This is a genomic window from Ferrovibrio sp., from assembly GCF_046297895.1.
In the GTDB taxonomy this organism is placed as follows: domain Bacteria; phylum Pseudomonadota; class Alphaproteobacteria; order Ferrovibrionales; family Ferrovibrionaceae; genus Ferrovibrio.
Genome location: NZ_JBKBHC010000002.1, coordinates 68313 through 86453, shown reverse-complemented (window position 1 = coordinate 86453; position 18141 = coordinate 68313). Strand labels below are relative to the sequence as shown.

14 protein-coding genes are annotated in these 18141 nt (G+C 66.7%); 9 read left to right on the top strand and 5 right to left on the bottom strand.

What is annotated here, in order from left to right; all coding sequences use genetic code 11:
* Positions 1-36 precede the first annotated feature (36 nt).
* The gene (gene trxC, locus ACK4FK_RS02970; RefSeq protein ID WP_409740893.1) at positions 37-471 is read left to right on the top strand and encodes a thioredoxin TrxC; all 435 of its coding nucleotides are present in this window, start codon (positions 37-39) and stop codon (positions 469-471) included.
* On the opposite strand, the gene ACK4FK_RS02965 is transcribed toward trxC, so the two are convergent.
* A complete protein-coding gene (locus tag ACK4FK_RS02965; RefSeq protein WP_409740890.1) occupies positions 468-2243 on the bottom strand; it encodes an SLC13 family permease in 1776 nt (591 codons plus the stop codon). The genes trxC and ACK4FK_RS02965 overlap by 4 nt on opposite strands.
* A gap of 130 nt (positions 2244-2373) precedes the next feature.
* Between ACK4FK_RS02965 and ACK4FK_RS02960 the strand changes: the two genes are divergently transcribed.
* Positions 2374-3663, top strand: a complete 1290-nt coding sequence (locus ACK4FK_RS02960) for an NCS2 family permease (RefSeq protein WP_409740888.1) — start codon at positions 2374-2376, stop codon at positions 3661-3663.
* A gap of 54 nt (positions 3664-3717) precedes the next feature.
* On the opposite strand, the gene ACK4FK_RS02955 is transcribed toward ACK4FK_RS02960, so the two are convergent.
* Positions 3718-4629, bottom strand: coding sequence for an EamA family transporter (locus ACK4FK_RS02955; protein WP_409740885.1), 912 nt, complete (start codon positions 4627-4629; stop codon positions 3718-3720).
* A gap of 93 nt (positions 4630-4722) precedes the next feature.
* Between ACK4FK_RS02955 and ACK4FK_RS02950 the strand changes: the two genes are divergently transcribed.
* From ACK4FK_RS02950 to ACK4FK_RS02930, 5 genes are all read left to right on the top strand, one after another.
* A complete protein-coding gene (locus tag ACK4FK_RS02950) occupies positions 4723-5493 on the top strand; it encodes a substrate-binding periplasmic protein (protein ID WP_409740882.1) in 771 nt (256 codons plus the stop codon).
* Positions 5494-5596: 103 nt separating this feature from the next.
* Positions 5597-6283, top strand: coding sequence for a (d)CMP kinase (gene cmk, locus ACK4FK_RS02945; protein WP_409740879.1), 687 nt, complete (start codon positions 5597-5599; stop codon positions 6281-6283).
* A gap of 133 nt (positions 6284-6416) precedes the next feature.
* Positions 6417-8144 (top strand): 30S ribosomal protein S1, encoded by a 1728-nt coding sequence (rpsA, locus tag ACK4FK_RS02940; protein WP_409740876.1) that lies wholly within the window; start codon positions 6417-6419, stop codon positions 8142-8144.
* Positions 8145-8279: 135 nt separating this feature from the next.
* Complete coding sequence (locus tag ACK4FK_RS02935; protein WP_409740873.1) at positions 8280-8942, top strand: hypothetical protein; 663 nt, start codon at positions 8280-8282, stop codon at positions 8940-8942.
* A gap of 7 nt (positions 8943-8949) precedes the next feature.
* A complete protein-coding gene (locus ACK4FK_RS02930; protein ID WP_409740870.1) occupies positions 8950-11046 on the top strand; it encodes an adenylate/guanylate cyclase domain-containing protein in 2097 nt (698 codons plus the stop codon).
* Positions 11047-11050: 4 nt separating this feature from the next.
* Here ACK4FK_RS02930 and ACK4FK_RS02925 read toward each other — a convergent pair whose 3' ends face one another.
* Complete coding sequence (locus ACK4FK_RS02925; protein ID WP_409740867.1) at positions 11051-14185, bottom strand: CHAT domain-containing protein; 3135 nt, start codon at positions 14183-14185, stop codon at positions 11051-11053.
* A gap of 220 nt (positions 14186-14405) precedes the next feature.
* Between ACK4FK_RS02925 and ACK4FK_RS02920 the strand changes: the two genes are divergently transcribed.
* Complete coding sequence (locus tag ACK4FK_RS02920; RefSeq protein ID WP_409740864.1) at positions 14406-14723, top strand: DUF3606 domain-containing protein; 318 nt, start codon at positions 14406-14408, stop codon at positions 14721-14723.
* 26 nt (positions 14724-14749) lie between these two features.
* Here the strand turns inward: ACK4FK_RS02920 and ACK4FK_RS02915 are convergent, their stop codons facing one another.
* A complete protein-coding gene (locus tag ACK4FK_RS02915; protein WP_409740861.1) occupies positions 14750-16279 on the bottom strand; it encodes a hypothetical protein in 1530 nt (509 codons plus the stop codon).
* A 166-nt stretch (positions 16280-16445) separates the two neighbouring features.
* Positions 16446-17015: an RNA methyltransferase gene (locus ACK4FK_RS02910; RefSeq protein ID WP_409740858.1), complete on the bottom strand. Its 570-nt coding sequence runs from the start codon at positions 17013-17015 to the stop codon at positions 16446-16448.
* An 86-nt stretch (positions 17016-17101) separates the two neighbouring features.
* Between ACK4FK_RS02910 and ACK4FK_RS02905 the strand changes: the two genes are divergently transcribed.
* Positions 17102-18139, top strand: coding sequence for an asparaginase (locus ACK4FK_RS02905; RefSeq protein WP_409740856.1), 1038 nt, complete (start codon positions 17102-17104; stop codon positions 18137-18139).
* Positions 18140-18141 lie beyond the last annotated feature (2 nt).

Sequence of the window (18141 nt, the reverse complement as noted above, 5' to 3'; positions counted from 1 at the left end):
CGGCGGCGCGCCGGGTCCCCAGCCGAGGATTTCCGTATGTCGAATCAGGTCCTTATTCCCTGTCCGCACTGCAATACCGTCAATCGGTTGGCGGCAGAGCGCCTGACCGACCATGGCAAATGCGGCAAATGTAGCCAGCCGCTGTTTGCCGGCCGGCCGCTCGCGCTCACCGCGGCGAATTTCGAGCGCCATGCCGGTTCGGCCGACCTGCCGCTGCTGGTGGATTTCTGGGCGGCCTGGTGCGGGCCCTGCCGCATGATGGCGCCGGTGATCGACGAGGCCGCCGCCGCCTTCGAGCCGCGCCTGCGTGTGGGCAAGCTGGATACCGAAGCCGAGCAGGGCTTGGCGGCACGTTACAACATCCGCTCGATCCCCACGCTGGCGCTGTTTCGCGGCGGGCGCGAGATCGCGCGCATCGCCGGCGCCATGCCGCTGCCGCAGCTCACACGCTGGGTCGAGCAGTATATTTAGAGCGGCCAGAAGATCGGCAGCACCAGCATGCTGGTGACGAACACCACCACCTGCAGCGGCAGACCGAGCCGCCAGTAATCGCCGAACCGATAGCCGCCCGGCCCCATCACCAGCAGGTTGTTCTGGTGCCCGATGGGGGAAAGGAAGGCGCAGGACGCGCCGACCACCACCGCCATCAGGAAGGCGTCGGGATTCACGTCGATCTGTCTGGCGATGTCGATGCTCAGCGGCGCCATCAGCAGGGCGGTGGCGGCATTGTTGACCATGTCGGATACCCACATGGTCAGCAGCAACGTCAGGCCGAGCAGCCAGATCGGTGCGATCTCGCCCGACAGATCGACCAGCAGCTTCGCCAGCAGGCCGGTCGTGCCGGTGCTGTCGAAGGCATCGCCCACCGGCATCAGGGCCGCCAGCATCACCAGCACCGACGCATCCACCGACTGATAGGCCTCGCGCAGGTTCAGGCGCCTGGTGACCAGCAGCAGGGTTGCCGCGGCGCCGAGGCAGATTGCGGCCGGCGCCAGTTCGAGGATCAGCGCCAGCAGACCGGCCAGAGGAATGCCGAGCGTCAGCAACAGATTGCCCGGCCGGCGCAGGGGCAGGTCGCGCTGCGCCAGCGGCAGCAGGCCCAGCGCGCCGATGGCCTCGTTCACGCGGTCGGCCTCGCCCTGCAGCAGCAGCACGTCGCCGGCATGGAAACGCCAGTCCTTCAGTCCGCCGAACCGGCTGCTGCCCTCGCGCGCCACCCCCAGCAGGTTCACGGCATGGCGCTGGCGCAGACGCAACTCGGCGGGCGTCAGGTCGATGATGCTGCCATAAGGCCGCACCACCGCCTCTGCGATATGCAGGTCGCTGGCTTTGTTTTCGGGCTGTACATCCTTGCCGGGCTTGACCAGCGCCAGGCCCAATGGCTTCAGCATCGCACCGGCTTTCTCGGGTGCGGCCTCGATCAGCAATGCATCGCCTTCGCGTACCGGCGTCCATTGCGCGGCGCCGGGTATCTGCACGCTCCCGCGCTTCAGGCCGAGCAGGGCGGCATCGTATTCTTCCACCATGCCGAACACGTCGCCGAGCAGCTTGCCGATCAGGGTGGAATCCTTCTCCACCGTGGCTTCCAGCAGGTATTCCTGCACGCCGCCATGATCGTCGCGGCCGGCCGCCACGCGCTGCGGCACGATGCGCCAGCCGACCAGCGCGATGAAAGCCACGCCGGCCAGGGTGACGGGAATGCCGATGGGCGCGAAATCCAGCAGGCCGAAACCTTCCCCCAGCTTGTCGGCGCGCACGCCAGAGACGATCACGTTCGGCGGCGTGCCGATCAGCGTGATCACGCCGCCCAGCACGGTGGCATAGGACAGCGGCATCAGCGCCAGGCTGGGCGAGCGCCCGGCGGCCTGGCAGGCGGCGATCGCGGCCGGCATGATCAGCGCCAGCGCCGCCACGTTGTTCATCACCGCCGAGGCGAAGGCCGCCGGCAGGCAAAGCAGGAGCAGCAGCAGGGTCGGATTCCGCGCCCTGCCAGCCAGCCAGGTGGCGGCGGCATCCAGCACGCCGGTGCCGGCAATGGCCCGGCTGATCACCAGCGCGGATGCCACCGTGATCACGGCCGGGTGGCCAAAACCGGCGAAGGCCGATTCCGGTTTCACCAGGCCGACGGCCACCGCGATGAACAGCACGGCCAGCGCCACCACGTCGTGCCGCCAGCGCCCCCAGACGAACAGCGCCAGGGTCACCGCAAGCAGGGCCAGTATTTCGATCTGGGGAAGGGTCATCGGTCGGTCTGTTGTTAACGAACGGGTAGGCCGGAAGAAAGTTTCATACTAAAGTCGAATGCAGCGACTCGACCGCAACGGCATGCCGGGGGGCATGGGCGGCCGGGCGACGACGAGGGGGATCACACAAATGCTTGATCGGTATTTCAAGCTTGCCGAAAACGGCACCACCGTCCGCACCGAGGTGCTGGCCGGCGTCACCACCTTCCTTACCATGGCCTATATCATCTTCGTCAATCCGGCGATCCTGGGCGATGCCGGCATAGACAAGGGTGCGGCCTTTGTCGCCACCTGCCTGGCGGCGGCGATCGGCACAGCGATCATGGGCCTGTACGCGAATTATCCGGTCGCGCTGGCTCCCGGCATGGGGCTGAACGCCTATTTCACCTATGGCGTGGTGCTGGGCATGGGCCATACCTGGCAGGTCGCGCTCGGCGCGGTCTTCGTGTCGGGCATCCTGTTCCTGATCCTGTCCCTGCTGCCGGTGCGCGAAAAGATCATCAACTCGATCCCGATGTCGCAGAAATATGCCATCGGCGCCGGCATCGGCCTCTTCCTCGGGCTGATCGGCCTGAAGAACGCCGGCATCGTCGTCGATCACGCCGCCACCCTGGTCGGGCTGGGCAAGCTGATGAGCCCGGCGGTCGGCATGGCGATCCTCGGGTTCTTCATCATCGCCGTTCTCGATTACCGCAAGGTGCCGGGTGCGATCATGATCTCGATCCTGGGCGTCACCGTGCTTGGCATCGCGCTGGGCCTGTCGCCCTTCGGCGGCATCGTCTCGGCGCCGCCCAGTCTTGCTCCCACCTTCCTGCAGATGGATGTTGGTGGCGCGCTGTCGCTCGGCCTGCTCACCATCGTCTTCGCCTTCCTGATGGTCGACCTGTTCGACACCGCCGGCACGCTGGTGGCGGTCGCGCCGCGCGCCGGCCTGATGGACTCGGAGGGCAAGCTCAAGCGTCTGGGCCGTGCGCTGGTCGCCGATTCCACGGCAACCATCGCCGGCGCGGCGCTCGGCACCTCCACCACCACCAGCTATATCGAGTCGGCGGCCGGCATTCGCGTCGGCGGCCGCACCGGGCTCACCGCCGTGGTGGTGGCGATCCTGTTCCTGCTGGCCTTGTTTTTCGCGCCGCTCGCCGGCTCGATCCCCGTCTATGCCACCGCGCCGGCCCTGATCTTCGTGGCCTGCGTGATGGCCAGCAGCCTCGCCCGCATCGACTGGGAGGACATCACCGAATATCTGCCGGGCGTGGTTACCGCGGTGATGATGCCCTTCACCTTCTCGATCGCCACCGGCATCGGTCTGGGTTTCATCACCTATGTCGTGCTGAAGGCCTGCACCGGCCGCGTCAAGGACGTCCATCCGGTGATGGCGGTCGTTTCCCTGGTCTTCCTGATCAAGTTCATCGTGGCGTAACGACGCCAGTCTTGAATCCGGTCAACGGGCGGCGGGGCAACCTGCCGCCCGTTTTCATTTCCGCACGGCGAGGCCGAGCAGGATGCCTGCCAGCAGGACGATCACGCCAAGGATCTCGCTGCGCGTCGGCCGTTCGCGGAACACCAGATACGACATCAGGAAGGTGAAGACCATTTCGGTCATGCCCAGCATGCGCACATAGGCCGCCACCTGCAGGGCCATGGCGGTGAACCATCCGGCCGAGCCGGCAGCCGAGGCCATGCCTACGATCAGGCCCGGCCGCCAGGCCTGCGCCACGCGGCGCAGTTCGCCCGGCTCGCGCCAGGCGAGGTAGCCCATCATCAATGCGATCTGCAGCAGGATGGCATGCACCAGGGTTGTTGCCGCGGCCAGCGGCAGGAAGTCTTCGCCCAGCGACAGCGAGGCGGCGCGGAAGCCGATGGCCGAGACAGCGAATAGCGCGCCCGAGCCGATGCCGATCAGCGCCGAACGTTCGGTCCAGCCCAGCAGGAAGGCCCTTGTCGGGTTGTCGCTGCCCTTCAGCGAGATCAGCAGCACGCCCAGCGTACCGATCACGATGGCGGCCACGCCGCCCGGAGATACCGGCTCGGCCAGAATCAGCATGCCGAAGGCGGCCGCCTGCAGGGCCTCGGTCTTGGAATAGGCGGTAGCCACCACGAAATTGCGCATGGTCAGCGCCAGGATCAGCAGGTTGGTGGCCAGGATCTGCGCCACGGCGCCAAGCGTGGTCCATAGATAGAATTCGGCATGGCCTGCCGGCATGGCCTTGCCGGTGGCCCAGATAGTGGCGCCCAGATAGGCGGCAGCCAGCGGCAGGCCGTAGGCGAAACGGGTGAAGCTGGCCCCATTGGTGCTCAGGCGGCCTTTCAGCTGCTTCTGCAGGCCGGTGCGGATGGTCTGGCAGAAAGCGGCCCAGATCGTGATCGGTATCCATGCCCACTCCATGGGCACAGGCGTAGCCGGACACCGATACGCTGGCAAATGAGAAGCGCTCCGTATCGGCTTGAAAACATTTCGTCGCGTGCAGGATTTACTTGCATGCTGCACCGCAACCGGGTGAAGTGTCGTCTCCATCACGCGGAACGCGATGTCTCGATGCGCAGGCTTGTGCTGATTCTGATCGCGCTGCTTCTGGCCAGCCCGGCGGCAGCGCAGGTTTGGCGCATTGCCTGCGATGAGAATTTCCCGCCCTACAATTTCATCGAACAGGGACGCGTGGCCGGCCTGGATGCCGAGATCATCGATGCGCTGGTGCGGCGCGCCGGCGCCGTGCCCCAGATCGATCCCCAGCCCTGGGTGCGGGTGCAGGATCTGCTTGAACGCGGCGAGGTGGATGCCGCCTTCCAGTTCGTCGGTCGGCCCGACCGCTTCGAGAAATATTTCATGGTCGGGCCTTTTCGTACGGGTCAGACCGTCTTCGCGGGACGGCCAGACAGCGACCTGCGCTGGAACGAATTGTCCGACCTGCGCGGTTATCGCATCGGCACGATCCGTGGCTACACCTATGGCGAGGCGTTCGACACCGCCCTCGGCCTGACGAAGGAGGCCGCCGCCGGCGATAACAGCCAGCTCGTGCGCATGCTCGCCGCGCGTCGCGTCGATCTGATCGTCGGCGACCGCGAGACGCTTACATTCTTCGCCCGGCGCGAGGGCGTGCGGCTGCATGTGCTCGCTCCGCCGCTGGCTGAGGTGCCGCGCTACATCGCCGTGCCGAGAACCAGGCCCGATCGCGCCGAACGGCTGGCCGGGGCGCTGGCCGCCATGCGGCGCGACGGCACGCTGGCGGCCATCCTGAAGCGCTGGGAATAGCCCGATTTCCTGTTGCCTTGTTGTTCTGAACGCGCAGCCGACGGCTGCCAGAATTGTCCGGGCGACCCTTGTTTCACGCGGCGCGGGCAGTTTACCAAGAGGCATGAACATGCCTGAAAAAACGCCGCGCAACCCGGGTTCCTTGAAATCGGTCGTCATTGCCGTGGATGGCCCGGTTGCCGCCGGCAAGGGCACCCTGGCGCGCCGGCTGGCCGAGCGGTTCGGCTACGCTTATCTCGATACCGGTGCCCTCTATCGCGCCGTGGGGGCGAAAGTGCTGCGCCAGGGCGGCGATCCGGCCGATCCGGTGATTGCCACCAAGGCTGCGGAATCGCTGGATGAATCGGATCGCGCCGCCCCGGAACTGCGCAGCGAGGTGGTCGGGCTGGCGGCCTCGAAGGTGGCGGCCATCCCCGGTGTGCGTGCCGCCCTGCTGGAATTCCAGCGCCGTTTCGCCCACCAGCCGCCCCATGGTAAGGCCGGCGCCGTACTGGATGGCCGCGATATCGGCACCGTGGTCTGCCCGGATGCCCCCGTGAAGCTGTTCGTCACCGCCCGCGACGAGGTGCGGGCCGAGCGGCGCTACAGGGAATTGGTGGATAAGGGCGAAAATGTCAGTTTTGAGCGGGTGCTGGCCGATCTGCGCCAGCGCGACGCCCAGGATCAGGCCCGTGCCGCCGCGCCACTCAAGCCCGCCGCCGATGCCCACTTGCTGGACACCTCGGATTTGGCTATAGAAGCCGCCGTTGCTGCGGCTGCCGAGGCCGTCGCGGCAATCCTGAAGCGCTGACGCCCGCTTCAGGCGGCCCACTCAACCCACCCGGTTCGCTTGCGTCGGCGCCGGATGCCTGCTTGCCCCGCGGCGGTGCCTTTTTGATCAGCACCCCGGCAGGCCCAACATACAGGGGCGTCTAGGAGAAAATATGGCTAAGCGTAGTGCAGCTCAGGCTGCGGAAACCTATTCCGCGGATAACGAGAATTTTGCGACCCTGCTCGAAGAGTCCTTCACCAGCTCGTCTGCGATGGAAGGCTCGGTGGTCAAGGGCATCGTTGTCGGCGTCGAAAACGATTTCGCCCTCATCGATGTGGGCCTGAAGTGCGAGGGCCGCGTCCCTCTGAAGGAATTTGCCGGTCCGGGCCGTTCCGCCGAGATCAAGATCGGCGACGTGGTCGAGGTGTTCCTCGACCGGATCGAGAATGCCATGGGCGAAGCGGTGATCAGCCGCGACAAGGCCCGCCGCGAAGAAGCCTGGGAGAAGCTGGAGCAGAGCTTCAACGCCAACCAGCGCGTCGAAGGCGTGATCTTCGGCAAGGTCAAGGGCGGTTTCACCGTCGACCTGTCGGGTGCCGTCGCCTTCCTGCCGGGCAGCCAGGTCGATGTGCGCCCGGTGCGCGATATCGGCCCGCTCATGGGCCAGCCCACCCCGTTCCAGATCCTCAAGATGGATCGCCGCCGCGGCAACATCGTCGTGTCGCGCCGCGCCGTGCTGGAGGAAAGCCGCGCCGAAGCCCGCAGCGAGCTGGTCTCCAACCTCAAGGAAGGCCAGATCCTCGACGGCGTGGTCAAGAACATCACCGATTACGGTGCGTTCGTTGACCTGGGCGGCGTCGACGGCCTGCTGCACGTCACCGATATCGCCTGGCGCCGCGTGAACCATCCCTCGGAGGTTCTCTCCATCGGCCAGACCGTGAAGGTGCAGGTCATCCGCGTGAACCCGGAAACCCAGCGCATCAGCCTCGGCATGAAGCAGCTCGAGGCCGATCCGTGGGAGGGCGTGAAGTCCAAGTACCCGGTCACCGCGCGCTTCATGGGCCGCGTCACCAACATCACCGACTACGGCGCCTTCGTGGAGCTGGAGCCGGGCGTCGAGGGTCTGGTGCACGTCTCCGAGATGAGCTGGACCAAGAAGAACGTCCATCCGGGCAAGATCGTCTCGACCTCGCAGGAAGTCGAAGTGATGGTGCTCGAGGTCGATCCGGCCAAGCGCCGCATCAGCCTGGGCCTGAAGCAGTGCATGTCGAATCCGTGGGATGCCTTCGCCGAGAAGCATCCGGTCGGTTCGACCATCGAGGGCGAGATCAAGAACATCACCGAATTCGGCCTGTTCATCGGTCTCGATGGCGGTGTCGACGGCATGGTGCACCTGTCGGATCTCGACTGGAACAAGCCGGGCGAGCAGGTCATCGGCGAATACCAGAAGAGCCAGGTGGTGAAGGCGCAGGTTCTCGACATCGACGTCGAGAAGGAGCGCATCTCGCTCGGCATCAAGCAGCTTGGCAACGATCCCTTCCAGTCGCTTGGCGACCTGAAGAAGGGCGGCGTGGTCACCTGCACCGTGGCGGCCGTTGATCCGCGCGGTATCACCGTCACCGTCGGCGACGGCGTGCAGGGCTATATCCGCAAGGCCGAACTGAGCCGCGACCGCGACGAGCAGCGTCCAGACCGCTTCTCGGTCGGCGACAAGCTGGATGCCAAGATCGTCACCATCGACGGCAAGGCCCGCAAGCTGACCCTGTCGGTCAAGGCGCTGGAAATGGAAGAGGACCGCAAGGCGATGGAGCAGTACGGCTCCACCGACTCGGGCGCCTCGCTCGGCGACATCCTGGGTGCCGCCATGCGCAAGAAGAAGGACGAAGACGCCGCCCAGTAAGGCGCGTATCTCTACCGAAGATGGAACCCCGGCGGAGCGATCCGCCGGGGTTTTCTTTTTTGCCGGCAAGCGGCCGTATTGCCGTCCCCCGCCCGGTTGGCGGTATACTGGCGCCAGGCGGGGCAGGGGGATGCTATGGGAATTCGTCTTGTACTGGTCGCGCTCATCGGCGGTCTGATCATGGCTGGTCCGGCGCTGGCCCAGCAGAAGGCCGCCGCCGTGGTCGAGGACCTATCGGCGCCGGTGGCCGGCATCGAGGTATTCGATTTCCTTGAACCTGGCCGCGTCATCACGCTGCCTGCCAACGGCCGGATCACGCTGGGCTATATGCAGTCCTGCCTGCGCGAGACCATCACCGGCGGCACTGTCACCATCGGCGCACAATCGTCGGCCGTCAGCGGCGGCAAGATCCAGCAGGAACAACTCAAATGCGCCGCCAACCTGGCGCTCGGCGGCAGCCAGGCCGGCAAGAGCGGCGCCATGGTGTTCCGCCGCGGCCCCGGCACCGGCAAGACGCCGGCCAATGTGCCCGAGCCCAGCGTGACGCTGCTCTACACGGCCCCGGTTTTTGCCGTCGAGCAGCCGGGCGAACTCACCATCGAGCGGCTGGATCAGCCCGAAACCGTGCTGGTCTACAAGGCCGGCGGCAAGCTGTTCGATCTGGCCAAGGCCGGTAAGCCGCTTTATGCCGGCGGCATCTATCGTGCCGTTCTGCACGGCAAGACCACCATATTCCGCATCGATCCCGGCGCCGCGGATGGCGGCGGGCCGCTGCTGCTGCGCCTCGTCCGCTTCTGATCCCGGCATGAGCCGCCAGCGCCTGCGCGATCTGGCCGTCATCGCCGCGGCGGCGCTGGGGGCGGCAGCCCTGCTGGCCAGCCCTGCGGGGATGTGGCTGCGCGGCCCGTCCCTCGATCTCGCCTATCCGTTGCGCCACCTGCTGTTCGGGCCGCAGGCAGAGCCGGAGCGCAGCCATGCCGTGGTGGTGGCGATCGACGAAGCCACCTATCGCACGCCACCCTTCAGCGACATGCCGCAGGCCGCCTGGCCGCCGCTGCTGGCGCCGGTGCTGAGCGCCGTGGCCGCAGAGGCGGCTGTGATCGGCTTCGACGTGGTCTACCCCACCACGCTGGATGCCTTCCAGCGTGGGTTTGAGCGCGATTTCCTGGTCGCCATGCGCAATGCCGCTCGCGCCGGCAAGCTGGTACTGGGCAAGGTGCAGCATTCGCACCAGCCGATCCTGCCGCATCAGGCGCAGCAGGTCGCCGTGGGCGGCGGCGGCAATATCCGCGCGCTGAACGTGTTCGAGGACCCCGACGGCATCATCCGCCGCGTGCCGCTCGATTTCGCCACCGCCGATGGTGGGCGCGAGCCGGGCATCGCCGCCGAACTGGCACAGCGCCGCGCCGGCACCCCCCTGGTGCGCGATACCGGCGGCTATGCGCTGGGAGCGCGCCGGATTGCCGCCGATGCCCATGGCAACATCCTGATTGGATTCAATACCGGGCCAGGCGATGTGCCCAGCTACTCGCTGGCCGATCTGCAGGCCTGCGCCGCGGCCGGCAACACGGAATATTTTCGCCGGCATTTCGCCGGCCGCGTCGTGTTGATTGGCACGGTGCTGGATGTCGAAGACCGCCGCCTCACGTCCAAGCGGCTGGTGACCGCGCGCGACGGCGCGAATCCGCCGCCGCCCTGCATCCTGCCGCGCCCGCAGCCCGCGCCCTTCGCGCGCGACAGCCTGCCCGGCGTGTTCATCCATGCCGCCGCGATCAACAACCTGCTGGATGGCAGCGAGCTGCGCGAATGGTCTTCCGCCGCGCTTTTCATCGCGGCATTGCTGGCGGCCCTGGCGGGCGGGCTGGCAGTCTTTCTCCTGCCGCTGCTGCCGGGTCTGGCGGCGGCATTGGGCGGGGGCGTGTCGTTGCCGTTCATTGCCGCGCTGCTGCTGCGCCATGACATGGTCATGCCCTGGCTGAACGTTGCTGCTGCGCTGCTGCTGGTGCTGGGGGCCGCCATCGCCTACCGCTTCACGGTGGCCGATCGCGACAAGCGGCTGATCGCCCGCCTGTTCTCGCTCTATCTGCCCTCCACCATGGTCGACCGCATGGTGGCCAGCGGCCGCCTGCCCAGCCTGGGCGGCGAGGAACGGGAGGTCACCATCCTGTTCAGCGACATCGCCGGTTTCACGTCGATTGCCGAAAGCTGTTCGCCGGCCGAGCTGGTACAGGCCCTGAACGGCTATTTCTCGACGATGACGGCAATCATCGAGGGCCATGGCGGTTTCGTCGACAAGTATATAGGCGATGCCATCGTGGCGGTTTTTGGCGCGCCGCTGAACGACGCCAAGCATGCCGCCCATGCCCTGCGCGCGGCCCTGCACATGCGCGACGCCTTGCTGCGCGAGCCCGAGCGCTTCGCCGTGAAGGGCCGCGTGCTGCATACCCGCATCGGACTGAATACCGGTCGCGCCCTGATCGGCAATATCGGTTCGCCGCGCCGCTTCAACTACACCGCGATGGGCGATGCGGTAAACCTGGCGGCCCGACTGGAAGGCGCCAACAAGCAATACGGCACCACGATCCTGGCCAGCGAGGCGACGATGAATGCCGCAGGCGATGCCGTGCTGGCGCGGCGCATCGACAGCGTGCAGGTGGTGGGCCGCTTGGCCGCCGTGCAGATCTTCGAACCGCTGGCGCGCAAGGGGCGGGCCACGGCATGGCAGAACCAGATTCTCACTGCCTATGATGCCGCCATGAAGGCCTTGGCGGCCGGCGATGCCAATGGCGCGCAGGCGATCCTGCGCGGCTTGCCCGACGATGCCGCCGCGCAGCGCTGGATCGCGCGCCTTGACCGCGATCCGGGCGCGGGCATCGCGCCCCGCGCGCTGACCGAGAAGTGACCGTCTAGCCGCCGTCGCCCATCAGGCTGTAGGGCGCCCAGAAGATCGGGTGGGCATAGCTGAACAGCGTCTGGCCGCCCTCCTGATAGCCCGGCCCGTCCAGCAGCGCGACCATCGCTTGGCGCAATGCCTCGGCGCGACCCAGCCGCGCATCGGCGGACTGACGGCGGAACAGGTCGGTCACCAGATCGCGCGCCGAGGCCGAATGCACCGACCAGTTGGTAAGCAGCAGGGCGCGGGTACCGGCATAGAAGAAGGCCCGACCAAGCCCCGAGGCCGCTTCCGCGCCCGCGCCCGCGCCGGTGCCGGTGTTGCAGGCCGACAGCACCACCCAGTCGGCATCCAGCTTCAGCCCCAGGATCTCGTCCATGGTGAGCAGGCCGTCGCCGTCCACATCGGCCACCTGAGGTGCGGTCAGCGCCAGCGCCGGCTGGGTCAGCCCGTTCAGATCGCCCGGGATCAGGCCATGGGTGGCGAATGCCACCACGCGATAATTGTCCAGCCGCGTCTGGCGAACGGTACGTTCATTGGCCTGCTTGCCCAGGAACAGCGCCTTGGCCGGATCGCTCTGCATGGCGAGCGCCACCGAGCGCAGTTCGTCGGCCGTGTCGGGCAGTCGCGGCAGCAATCCCAGTTCGGCACTGTCGACGCCCGTGGTCTGCGGCGCGTTGCGGCGCTTCAGCTTGGCGCCGCGCACCGCAACCGGATCGCTCGAGGCGATCTGCAGCGGAGCCTCGGTGGCGGCCTCGGCGGCCTGTTCGGCGCTGAAGTAGGGATCGCCGAAGCCGATCAGCGGCTCGCGCTTCGTCGCGCCCGCCGGCAGGCCGCGCAAGGTTTTCAGCGCCGCGGTGGAGGGCAGTTGCGTCACGGCATGGCTGCGCGCCAGCCAGGGCACGGACTTGTAGCCGCTGAACAGCGGAGCGGCCTTGGCGTCGGCTTGCGCGGGCGCGGTTGGCAGCAAGGCCAGCGGCAGCAGGCCGAGCGCGCCGTTGGTGACGACGAACAGGCTTTTCGCCGGTTTCCAGCCGGCCTCCACCGGCTGCAGCAGGGCCGCGTAGAGTTCATGCGCAAGCGCGAGATCGAAGGGCGGGATATCGCCCAGGGTTTCCGCCTGCGGTTCCAGCGCGAGGCGCAGTTTCTGCACCTTGGCCTCGATGGCCTTCGCGCCCAGCGGCGCGGTCGCGAAGGCGACGGCGCCCTGCTTTGGCACAACCCACACGAAACTGTTTTCCTGTGCCAGATAGAACGACACCAGCGCCTCGCCCTCGCGCAGCGTGGCGCGAATTTCGTCTACCGCCGGCGGACGGGGGTCGATCAGGCTGGCATAATCTGGAAACTGCTTCTCGATCTGCTGGCGCGTCCGGGCACGGCTGTCGCGCAGGGCATCGACATCCTTGCGCATGACCTGGATCGTCTTGTCGTCGCGCTGTTCCGGCGGCAGGGCCAGCAGGTTCGACAGCAGCCCGAACTGGGCCGCGATCTGTTTCTGCTGGTCCTGTTCCTGACGCACCAGCTCGGCCAGCTTGGGGTCGCGCACCGAGGCGCGCGCCGCCGAGGCCGCCAGGGCGCGCTGCACGTTACGGCCGCGCGCCGCATCGGCCAGGCGGAAGCTCTCGCTGCCCGCGTCGATTCCGGCGCCGGCCGGCTTACCCTGCACGCGCGCCAGCAGCACGATGTAGTCCTCGATGATGGTCTGCACGAAGAAATCGCGCGTGGCCAATCCGGATTCCTCGGTTTCGGCCTGCCGCGAGGCCGACAGCAGGATCGGCACGGCATCGCGGAAGGCGGCCATCGCTTCGGGGTCGCGGCCGGCTGCGGCCAGCGCGATGCCGTGCAGGCCGCGATCCATCGCCACCTCGAAATGCTTGTCGCCCATGCGCTCGGACTTGTATTGCACCGTCTGCGCGGCGACCTCGGCCGCCGCGCTGCCCTGCCCCGTGCGCGCCATGGTCAGGATGCGGGCCGGGTTGCGGCGGACCGCCCTGGCGCGGGCATCGCTCCAGTCGGCGGTCGCGGCCATCATGCGCTGATACAGCTCGGCGGCTTCCTGCCAGCGGCGCTGCAGCACCAGCGTATTGGCTACGGCGCGCATCGTGGCCAGCGCAGCCGGCGCATTCTCGTCATAGCCGATCTCGCGATAGATGTCGGCCGCAGTGCGCGCCATCTTTTCCGCCTCGGCCAGGCGGCCCTGTTCAAGCAGCACGTTCGACAGGCTGCTGACATAGATCGCCGTGCGGAACGTGTACTTGCCTTCGCGTCGCAGCGCACTGAGCAGGGCCTGGCGGATGTCGACTTCCGCCTCGGTCATGCGGCCCTGCGCCAGCTTGGTTTCGCCGAGGTTGGAGAGAAGCATGTCGCCGCCGGATTCTATGGTGCCGGCCGCCGGAGGGTCGGGCCAGTGTTTCGAACGGTTCAGGGCTTCCCGGTTGTTGGCGAGGGCGGAAACCAGATGGCTTTCTGCCTCGGCATACTGGCCGCGATTGGTGGCCAGGATCGACTTTGCAGTGTCGATATCGGCCTGCCACGACGAAACGAACATGAATACGTTCTGGCTTCGTACATTGTTGGTGATTTCGCGCAACTGCTGCTCGGCATAGCCGAGGTAGCGCTGCGCCATGGCGAAATCGCCGCCTACCGTCGCGCCCTGCACGATGCTGCGATAGATGCTGAACAGTCGGCCGCGCTGCCGCCCTCGGCTTTCGGTCTCGGCAATCTCGATGTAGTAACGAAGCGACTCCTGCGGCTTGCCGGTCATGCGCAGCAATCCGGCATATAGCTGCTGCATGCGATAGACGTCGTCGCCCACGGATTGGCCCAGCCTGATCGCCGTCTCGGTATCCGCGAGCGCCGCCTCGGTGCGCCCGACCTGGTTGGCTGCCTGGGCGCGCCCATAGAGGAAGCGGCTGCGCTCGCGGGCATCAAGCCCCGGGGGCTCGGCGGCTTCGGCGGCTGCAACAAGCCGGGCGCGGCGCGCCGGATCGGGTTTTTCTTGGTCCAGGATGGCGACGATATCGGCGATGCTGCGCGGCGGCGCCGCTAGCGCGGCGGCCGGCTGTTGCTGTGCCACTGCCACGGTCCAGCAGGGTGCGAACGCCAGCCCCAGGACACTCACAGCCAGCCCGGCGAAGAAGCGGCGCATGACGGCCCCCGAATTTTGATTTGTAGTTGCCCCACAGGCTAACCCTCCTGCCAGTGCTTGAGAAGGGGTGATGATCGATCGCCGGCCTGCGCGAATGCCGGGTTGCCATTCCCGCATCGCGCTTTCTGGTTGCGGCCCGAAGCCAGCGGTCTTCTGCCCCGCGCAGGAACCCGGGGTCCGGCCCGGCGTTTCCGTACTGTAATGCAAACAGGAGGATGCCATGCCGGAACGTAAATCCAGCCGGGACGATGCCCTCGATGCCGGGTTGCGCGACAGTTTCCCTGCCAGCGATCCGGTGGCGGCGAGCCAGCCGACCACCGCGACCCCCTCGCAGGAGGGGCATCGCAATGCGCGGGCTGGCGACAGGGCGCGGGAAGTGCTGGCGGCCCGGTATCGCCGGGTGAATGTCAGCACCGAGCAGGATGTCCGCTACTGGGCAAACAGGTTCGGTGTTGCGGAAGACCGGCTGAAGGAAGCGGTGCGCAAGGCGGGCTTCCTGCCGCAGAATGTGGCCGATTATCTGGGCCGTTCGCTGTAAAGCCGCCCGGTGCGGCCACGCTCGTCTCAGGCCTTCGCGCCGGCTAGCGGGTCGAAATACAGCGCCACCTTCTTGGCCGCCTGGGTATCGAGGCAGCGGTATTTCATCGCCACGAAGCCCTCGTCGGTGTAGCGCACCACATCGCCCTCGGCATCGAAGGTGATCTGCAGCTTCGGATTCTTGATCTTCACCGTCAGTTTAAGCAGCTCTCCTTCCAGGAAGGTGCCGCTGATCGGGCCGAACAGCAGGCCGATGGCGCTCCAGTTCTTCAGCGGAATGCGAGCGCCTTCCAGAACCACATGATCCTCGGGGCCGCACTGGTTGCGGGTCGAGCGTCGCTGGTCGCCCTTTGACAGGCGCTGGATCAGCGGGTCGAGAATGCCGAGGAACTGCTCGCGGCGGTGATCGGAAAGCCCCGTACTGATCGTCAGCTTGCGCAGCTCGTTGGCGATTTCGACCTTTTCCTCTGTGGTGTAGGCGGGATCGACGAATTCCTTCTCCAGATCGCGGTGCTCGTAGAGATAGGCGATGTATTTGAGCAGGATTTCCTTCGGCCCGTCACCGATCACTTCCTCGAACAGCTTGAGCGCGGTCATCAGCTTGGGAGCGGAGTAATAGCCCGGTACCAGCTTGTTCAGCTTCTCGGCCGTCACCAGGCGCACCATGCGCTTCTCGAACAGATCCGCGGCCCCGAGTTCCAGGGCGAAATCGCGGTCCTTGGTGAGCAGCGCATAGACCTCGCGCGTGGCGGGGAACTCCTCTGCCGGTTCCTCGGACAGCAGCGGCACCGATGAAATCAGCAGCCGCCGCAGCAACTGGATCACCGCGTCCCGCAGGGCAGGCATGCTGTGCTTGGCCACCACGGCATGCAGGCGTTGGGCAAACTCGGTGTCGTAGGCCGCATCGTCGATCGCATAGCGTTTGTCGAGGATGGCCATAAGCTGGATGATGCGCAGGCGGGCATCGCGGAATTTGCCGAGCAGTTCGGGGACCGACGATTTGGCCTGCAGGATTTCCGCCAGGGCCTCATCGAGGATGCCGATGGCGCCCTGGTCGATGCCGGTGTCGAACAGCGCCAGGCAGCGGTCGGCCTTTTCCGTCCAGTTCTTGGAGAATTCCAGGTGATGCGCCAGGGCGGAGTAGGCGATGCGGGTGCCGTAAAGCGGGTCAGAGGCGATCAGCTGGGCCAGCAGGCGGTGGGTCAGCGGGGTGGACGGCAGGCGCTTCTCGAAGGTCTCCACCTGCGTGATGGCTGCCGTGGTGATGGCATACAGCTTCTTGACCTTGTCGCGAACCGGCGAATTGGTGGCCTGGGCCTGGGCGACGGCGGCCTTCTGCACCAGCGCGGCGCAGAGGTTCTCGGCGCCGTTGAGCAGCTTGGCATGGCCGCTGTGATGCAGCAGCTCGATCGGAATCAGGATGTTTTCGTCCAGATAGTCGCGGCAGACGCGGCCGATCATGGCGCGTGCACGCCGTTCCGACAGCGCGTGCGCATCCTGGCACAGGACGACGCCGCCGGTGGCTTCGGTAATGCCCGTCGGTGCGCTTACATTCATGGCCGCGTGCCTGCTTTCACCCCTGGCCTTCTGTTACGAGCCAATTACGGCCTACTATGGCAGGCAGAGGGTTAAAAGGGAATGAGCAGAGCCTTGATTCTATTAGAAATCGGGCACAACACCCTGCTGCTTAACCGGAGATTGCCGCGACCGGTCCGGCCGGCCCTCAGTCGCGAGGCTGGGTGGTCCTCTTGGGGTGCCGGCCGCCCGGATTGGCTCCGCCCTCGATCCCGGCCCCGATCCCGGCCCCGATCCCGGCCTTGTCCCTGGCCAGGGGGGAGAGCGGCCGCTCGCCGAATTTCCCAAGGGTGATCAGCCGGTCGTACATCACGATGGCGCCGGCCACGCCGACATTGACGCAGAAGCTGGTTGGAATCTTGATCACATGATCGCAGCGGGCAACCAGTTCGGGGCTCAGCGAGCCCATCTCGGGGCCCAGCACGTAGGCGGCGCGCAATGGATGGCGGAAGCGCGGCAGTTCCACTGCCTCATCCAGCAATTCGATGCCGACGAGTTGGCAATTCTGCGGCAGGCTGAGCTGGGCCACGCTGTCGTAGGCATACCAGGGCAGATTCTCAGGCGTCTTGCTGGTGTCCGAACGTGCCGCCGTCACCGAATAGGTCGCCCCGATGGTGAAGACGAAACTGGCGCCGAAGGCGTGCGCCGTGCGGAACAGGTTGCCCGCATTCATCGGCTTGCTGAGGCGTTCGACGCCGATCCCGAAAAAGCCGCGCATCGGCAACCCCGTTCTCTGCTTGCCCGTTCTTTGACTGTATGGGCCTTGCGTGTATAAGCGCCCGGAGACAATTCAGGAGTACAGCCATGGGCAATCCCTTCGGCCCCCTGCCGGCTCCCGGCACGCGGCCCTTTATCGTCGAGGTCAGGCGCGGTTCGCAAGTGGAAAGCCGCCATCCGGTGATTGCCGCGGTGGTCGATGCGGACGGCAAGACCGTGGCGGCCTGGGGCGATGTGGCGCAGGCGATTTTCCCGCGCTCGTCCAACAAGGCCCTGCAGGCCCTGCCGTTGGTCGAGACCGGTGCGGCCGATGCCTTTTCCCTGAGTCAGGCCGAACTGGCCATGGCCTGCGCCAGTCATGGCGGCGAAATACGCCACACCGAAACCGTTGCCGCCTGGCTCGCCCGCATCGGCCGCCAGCCGGATGACCTCGAATGCGGTGCCCACTGGCCCTATCACGAGGAAACCTCACGCCAGCTTGCCCGCGACCGCCTGTCGCCCACCAGCCTGCACAACAACTGCTCGGGCAAGCATGCCGGCATGGTCTCGGTCGCCACCCATCTGGGCGAGGATATCCGCGGCTATGTCAGCCCCGATCATCCGGTGCAGCGGCGCGTCACGGCCGCCATCGAGGATGTCTGCGCCGTGAAGCTGGCACCTGGCATGGTGGCCACCGATGGCTGTTCGATGCCCACCATCGCCCTGCCGCTGCATGCGCTGGCCCATGGCTTCGCGCGCTTCGTCACCGGCCATGGTCTGGCGCCCGAACGCGCGAGGGCGGCGCGGCGCATTGCGGCCGCGGTGGCGGCCGAACCCTTTTTCGTGGCCGGCACGGGCCGCTTCTGCACGGCGGTGATGCTAGCCGGCCAAGGCCGCTTTATCGCCAAGACCGGCGCCGAGGGCGTCTATACGGCCGCCTCGGCCGAGGCCGGCTTTGGCATCGCGCTCAAGGTCCTCGATGGCACGGCACGCGCCGCACAGACCGCACTGGGCGGGCTGCTCGAGCATCTCGGCTGGCTGGACGAGGCCGGCCGCGAGGCGATCCGCCCGCTGGTCGAGCAGCCGCTGAACAACTGGCGCGGCATCAGCGTGGGCAGCATCGGTCTGGCCGCGCCCGGGTTCTGACC

Excerpts from the sequence above, each read along its gene's own strand:
- ACK4FK_RS02955 (WP_409740885.1), bottom strand. The coding sequence starts at position 4,629 with ATGGAGTGGGCATGGATACCGATCACGATCTGGGCCGCTTTCTGCCAG.
- ACK4FK_RS02915 (WP_409740861.1), bottom strand. The coding sequence starts at position 16,279 with ATGAATGTAAGCGCACCGACGGGCATTACCGAAGCCACCGGCGGCGTC.
- ACK4FK_RS02930 (WP_409740870.1), top strand. The coding sequence starts at position 8,950 with ATGAGCCGCCAGCGCCTGCGCGATCTGGCCGTCATCGCCGCGGCGGCG.
- ACK4FK_RS02960 (WP_409740888.1), top strand. The coding sequence starts at position 2,374 with ATGCTTGATCGGTATTTCAAGCTTGCCGAAAACGGCACCACCGTCCGC.
- ACK4FK_RS02925 (WP_409740867.1), bottom strand. The coding sequence starts at position 14,185 with ATGCGCCGCTTCTTCGCCGGGCTGGCTGTGAGTGTCCTGGGGCTGGCG.
- trxC (WP_409740893.1), top strand. The coding sequence starts at position 37 with ATGTCGAATCAGGTCCTTATTCCCTGTCCGCACTGCAATACCGTCAAT.
- ACK4FK_RS02905 (WP_409740856.1), top strand. The coding sequence starts at position 17,102 with ATGGGCAATCCCTTCGGCCCCCTGCCGGCTCCCGGCACGCGGCCCTTT.
- cmk (WP_409740879.1), top strand. The coding sequence starts at position 5,597 with ATGAACATGCCTGAAAAAACGCCGCGCAACCCGGGTTCCTTGAAATCG.
- ACK4FK_RS02935 (WP_409740873.1), top strand. The coding sequence starts at position 8,280 with ATGGGAATTCGTCTTGTACTGGTCGCGCTCATCGGCGGTCTGATCATG.
- ACK4FK_RS02910 (WP_409740858.1), bottom strand. The coding sequence starts at position 17,015 with ATGCGCGGCTTTTTCGGGATCGGCGTCGAACGCCTCAGCAAGCCGATG.
- ACK4FK_RS02920 (WP_409740864.1), top strand. The coding sequence starts at position 14,406 with ATGCCGGAACGTAAATCCAGCCGGGACGATGCCCTCGATGCCGGGTTG.
- ACK4FK_RS02965 (WP_409740890.1), bottom strand. The coding sequence starts at position 2,243 with ATGACCCTTCCCCAGATCGAAATACTGGCCCTGCTTGCGGTGACCCTG.
- rpsA (WP_409740876.1), top strand. The coding sequence starts at position 6,417 with ATGGCTAAGCGTAGTGCAGCTCAGGCTGCGGAAACCTATTCCGCGGAT.
- ACK4FK_RS02950 (WP_409740882.1), top strand. The coding sequence starts at position 4,723 with ATGCTGCACCGCAACCGGGTGAAGTGTCGTCTCCATCACGCGGAACGC.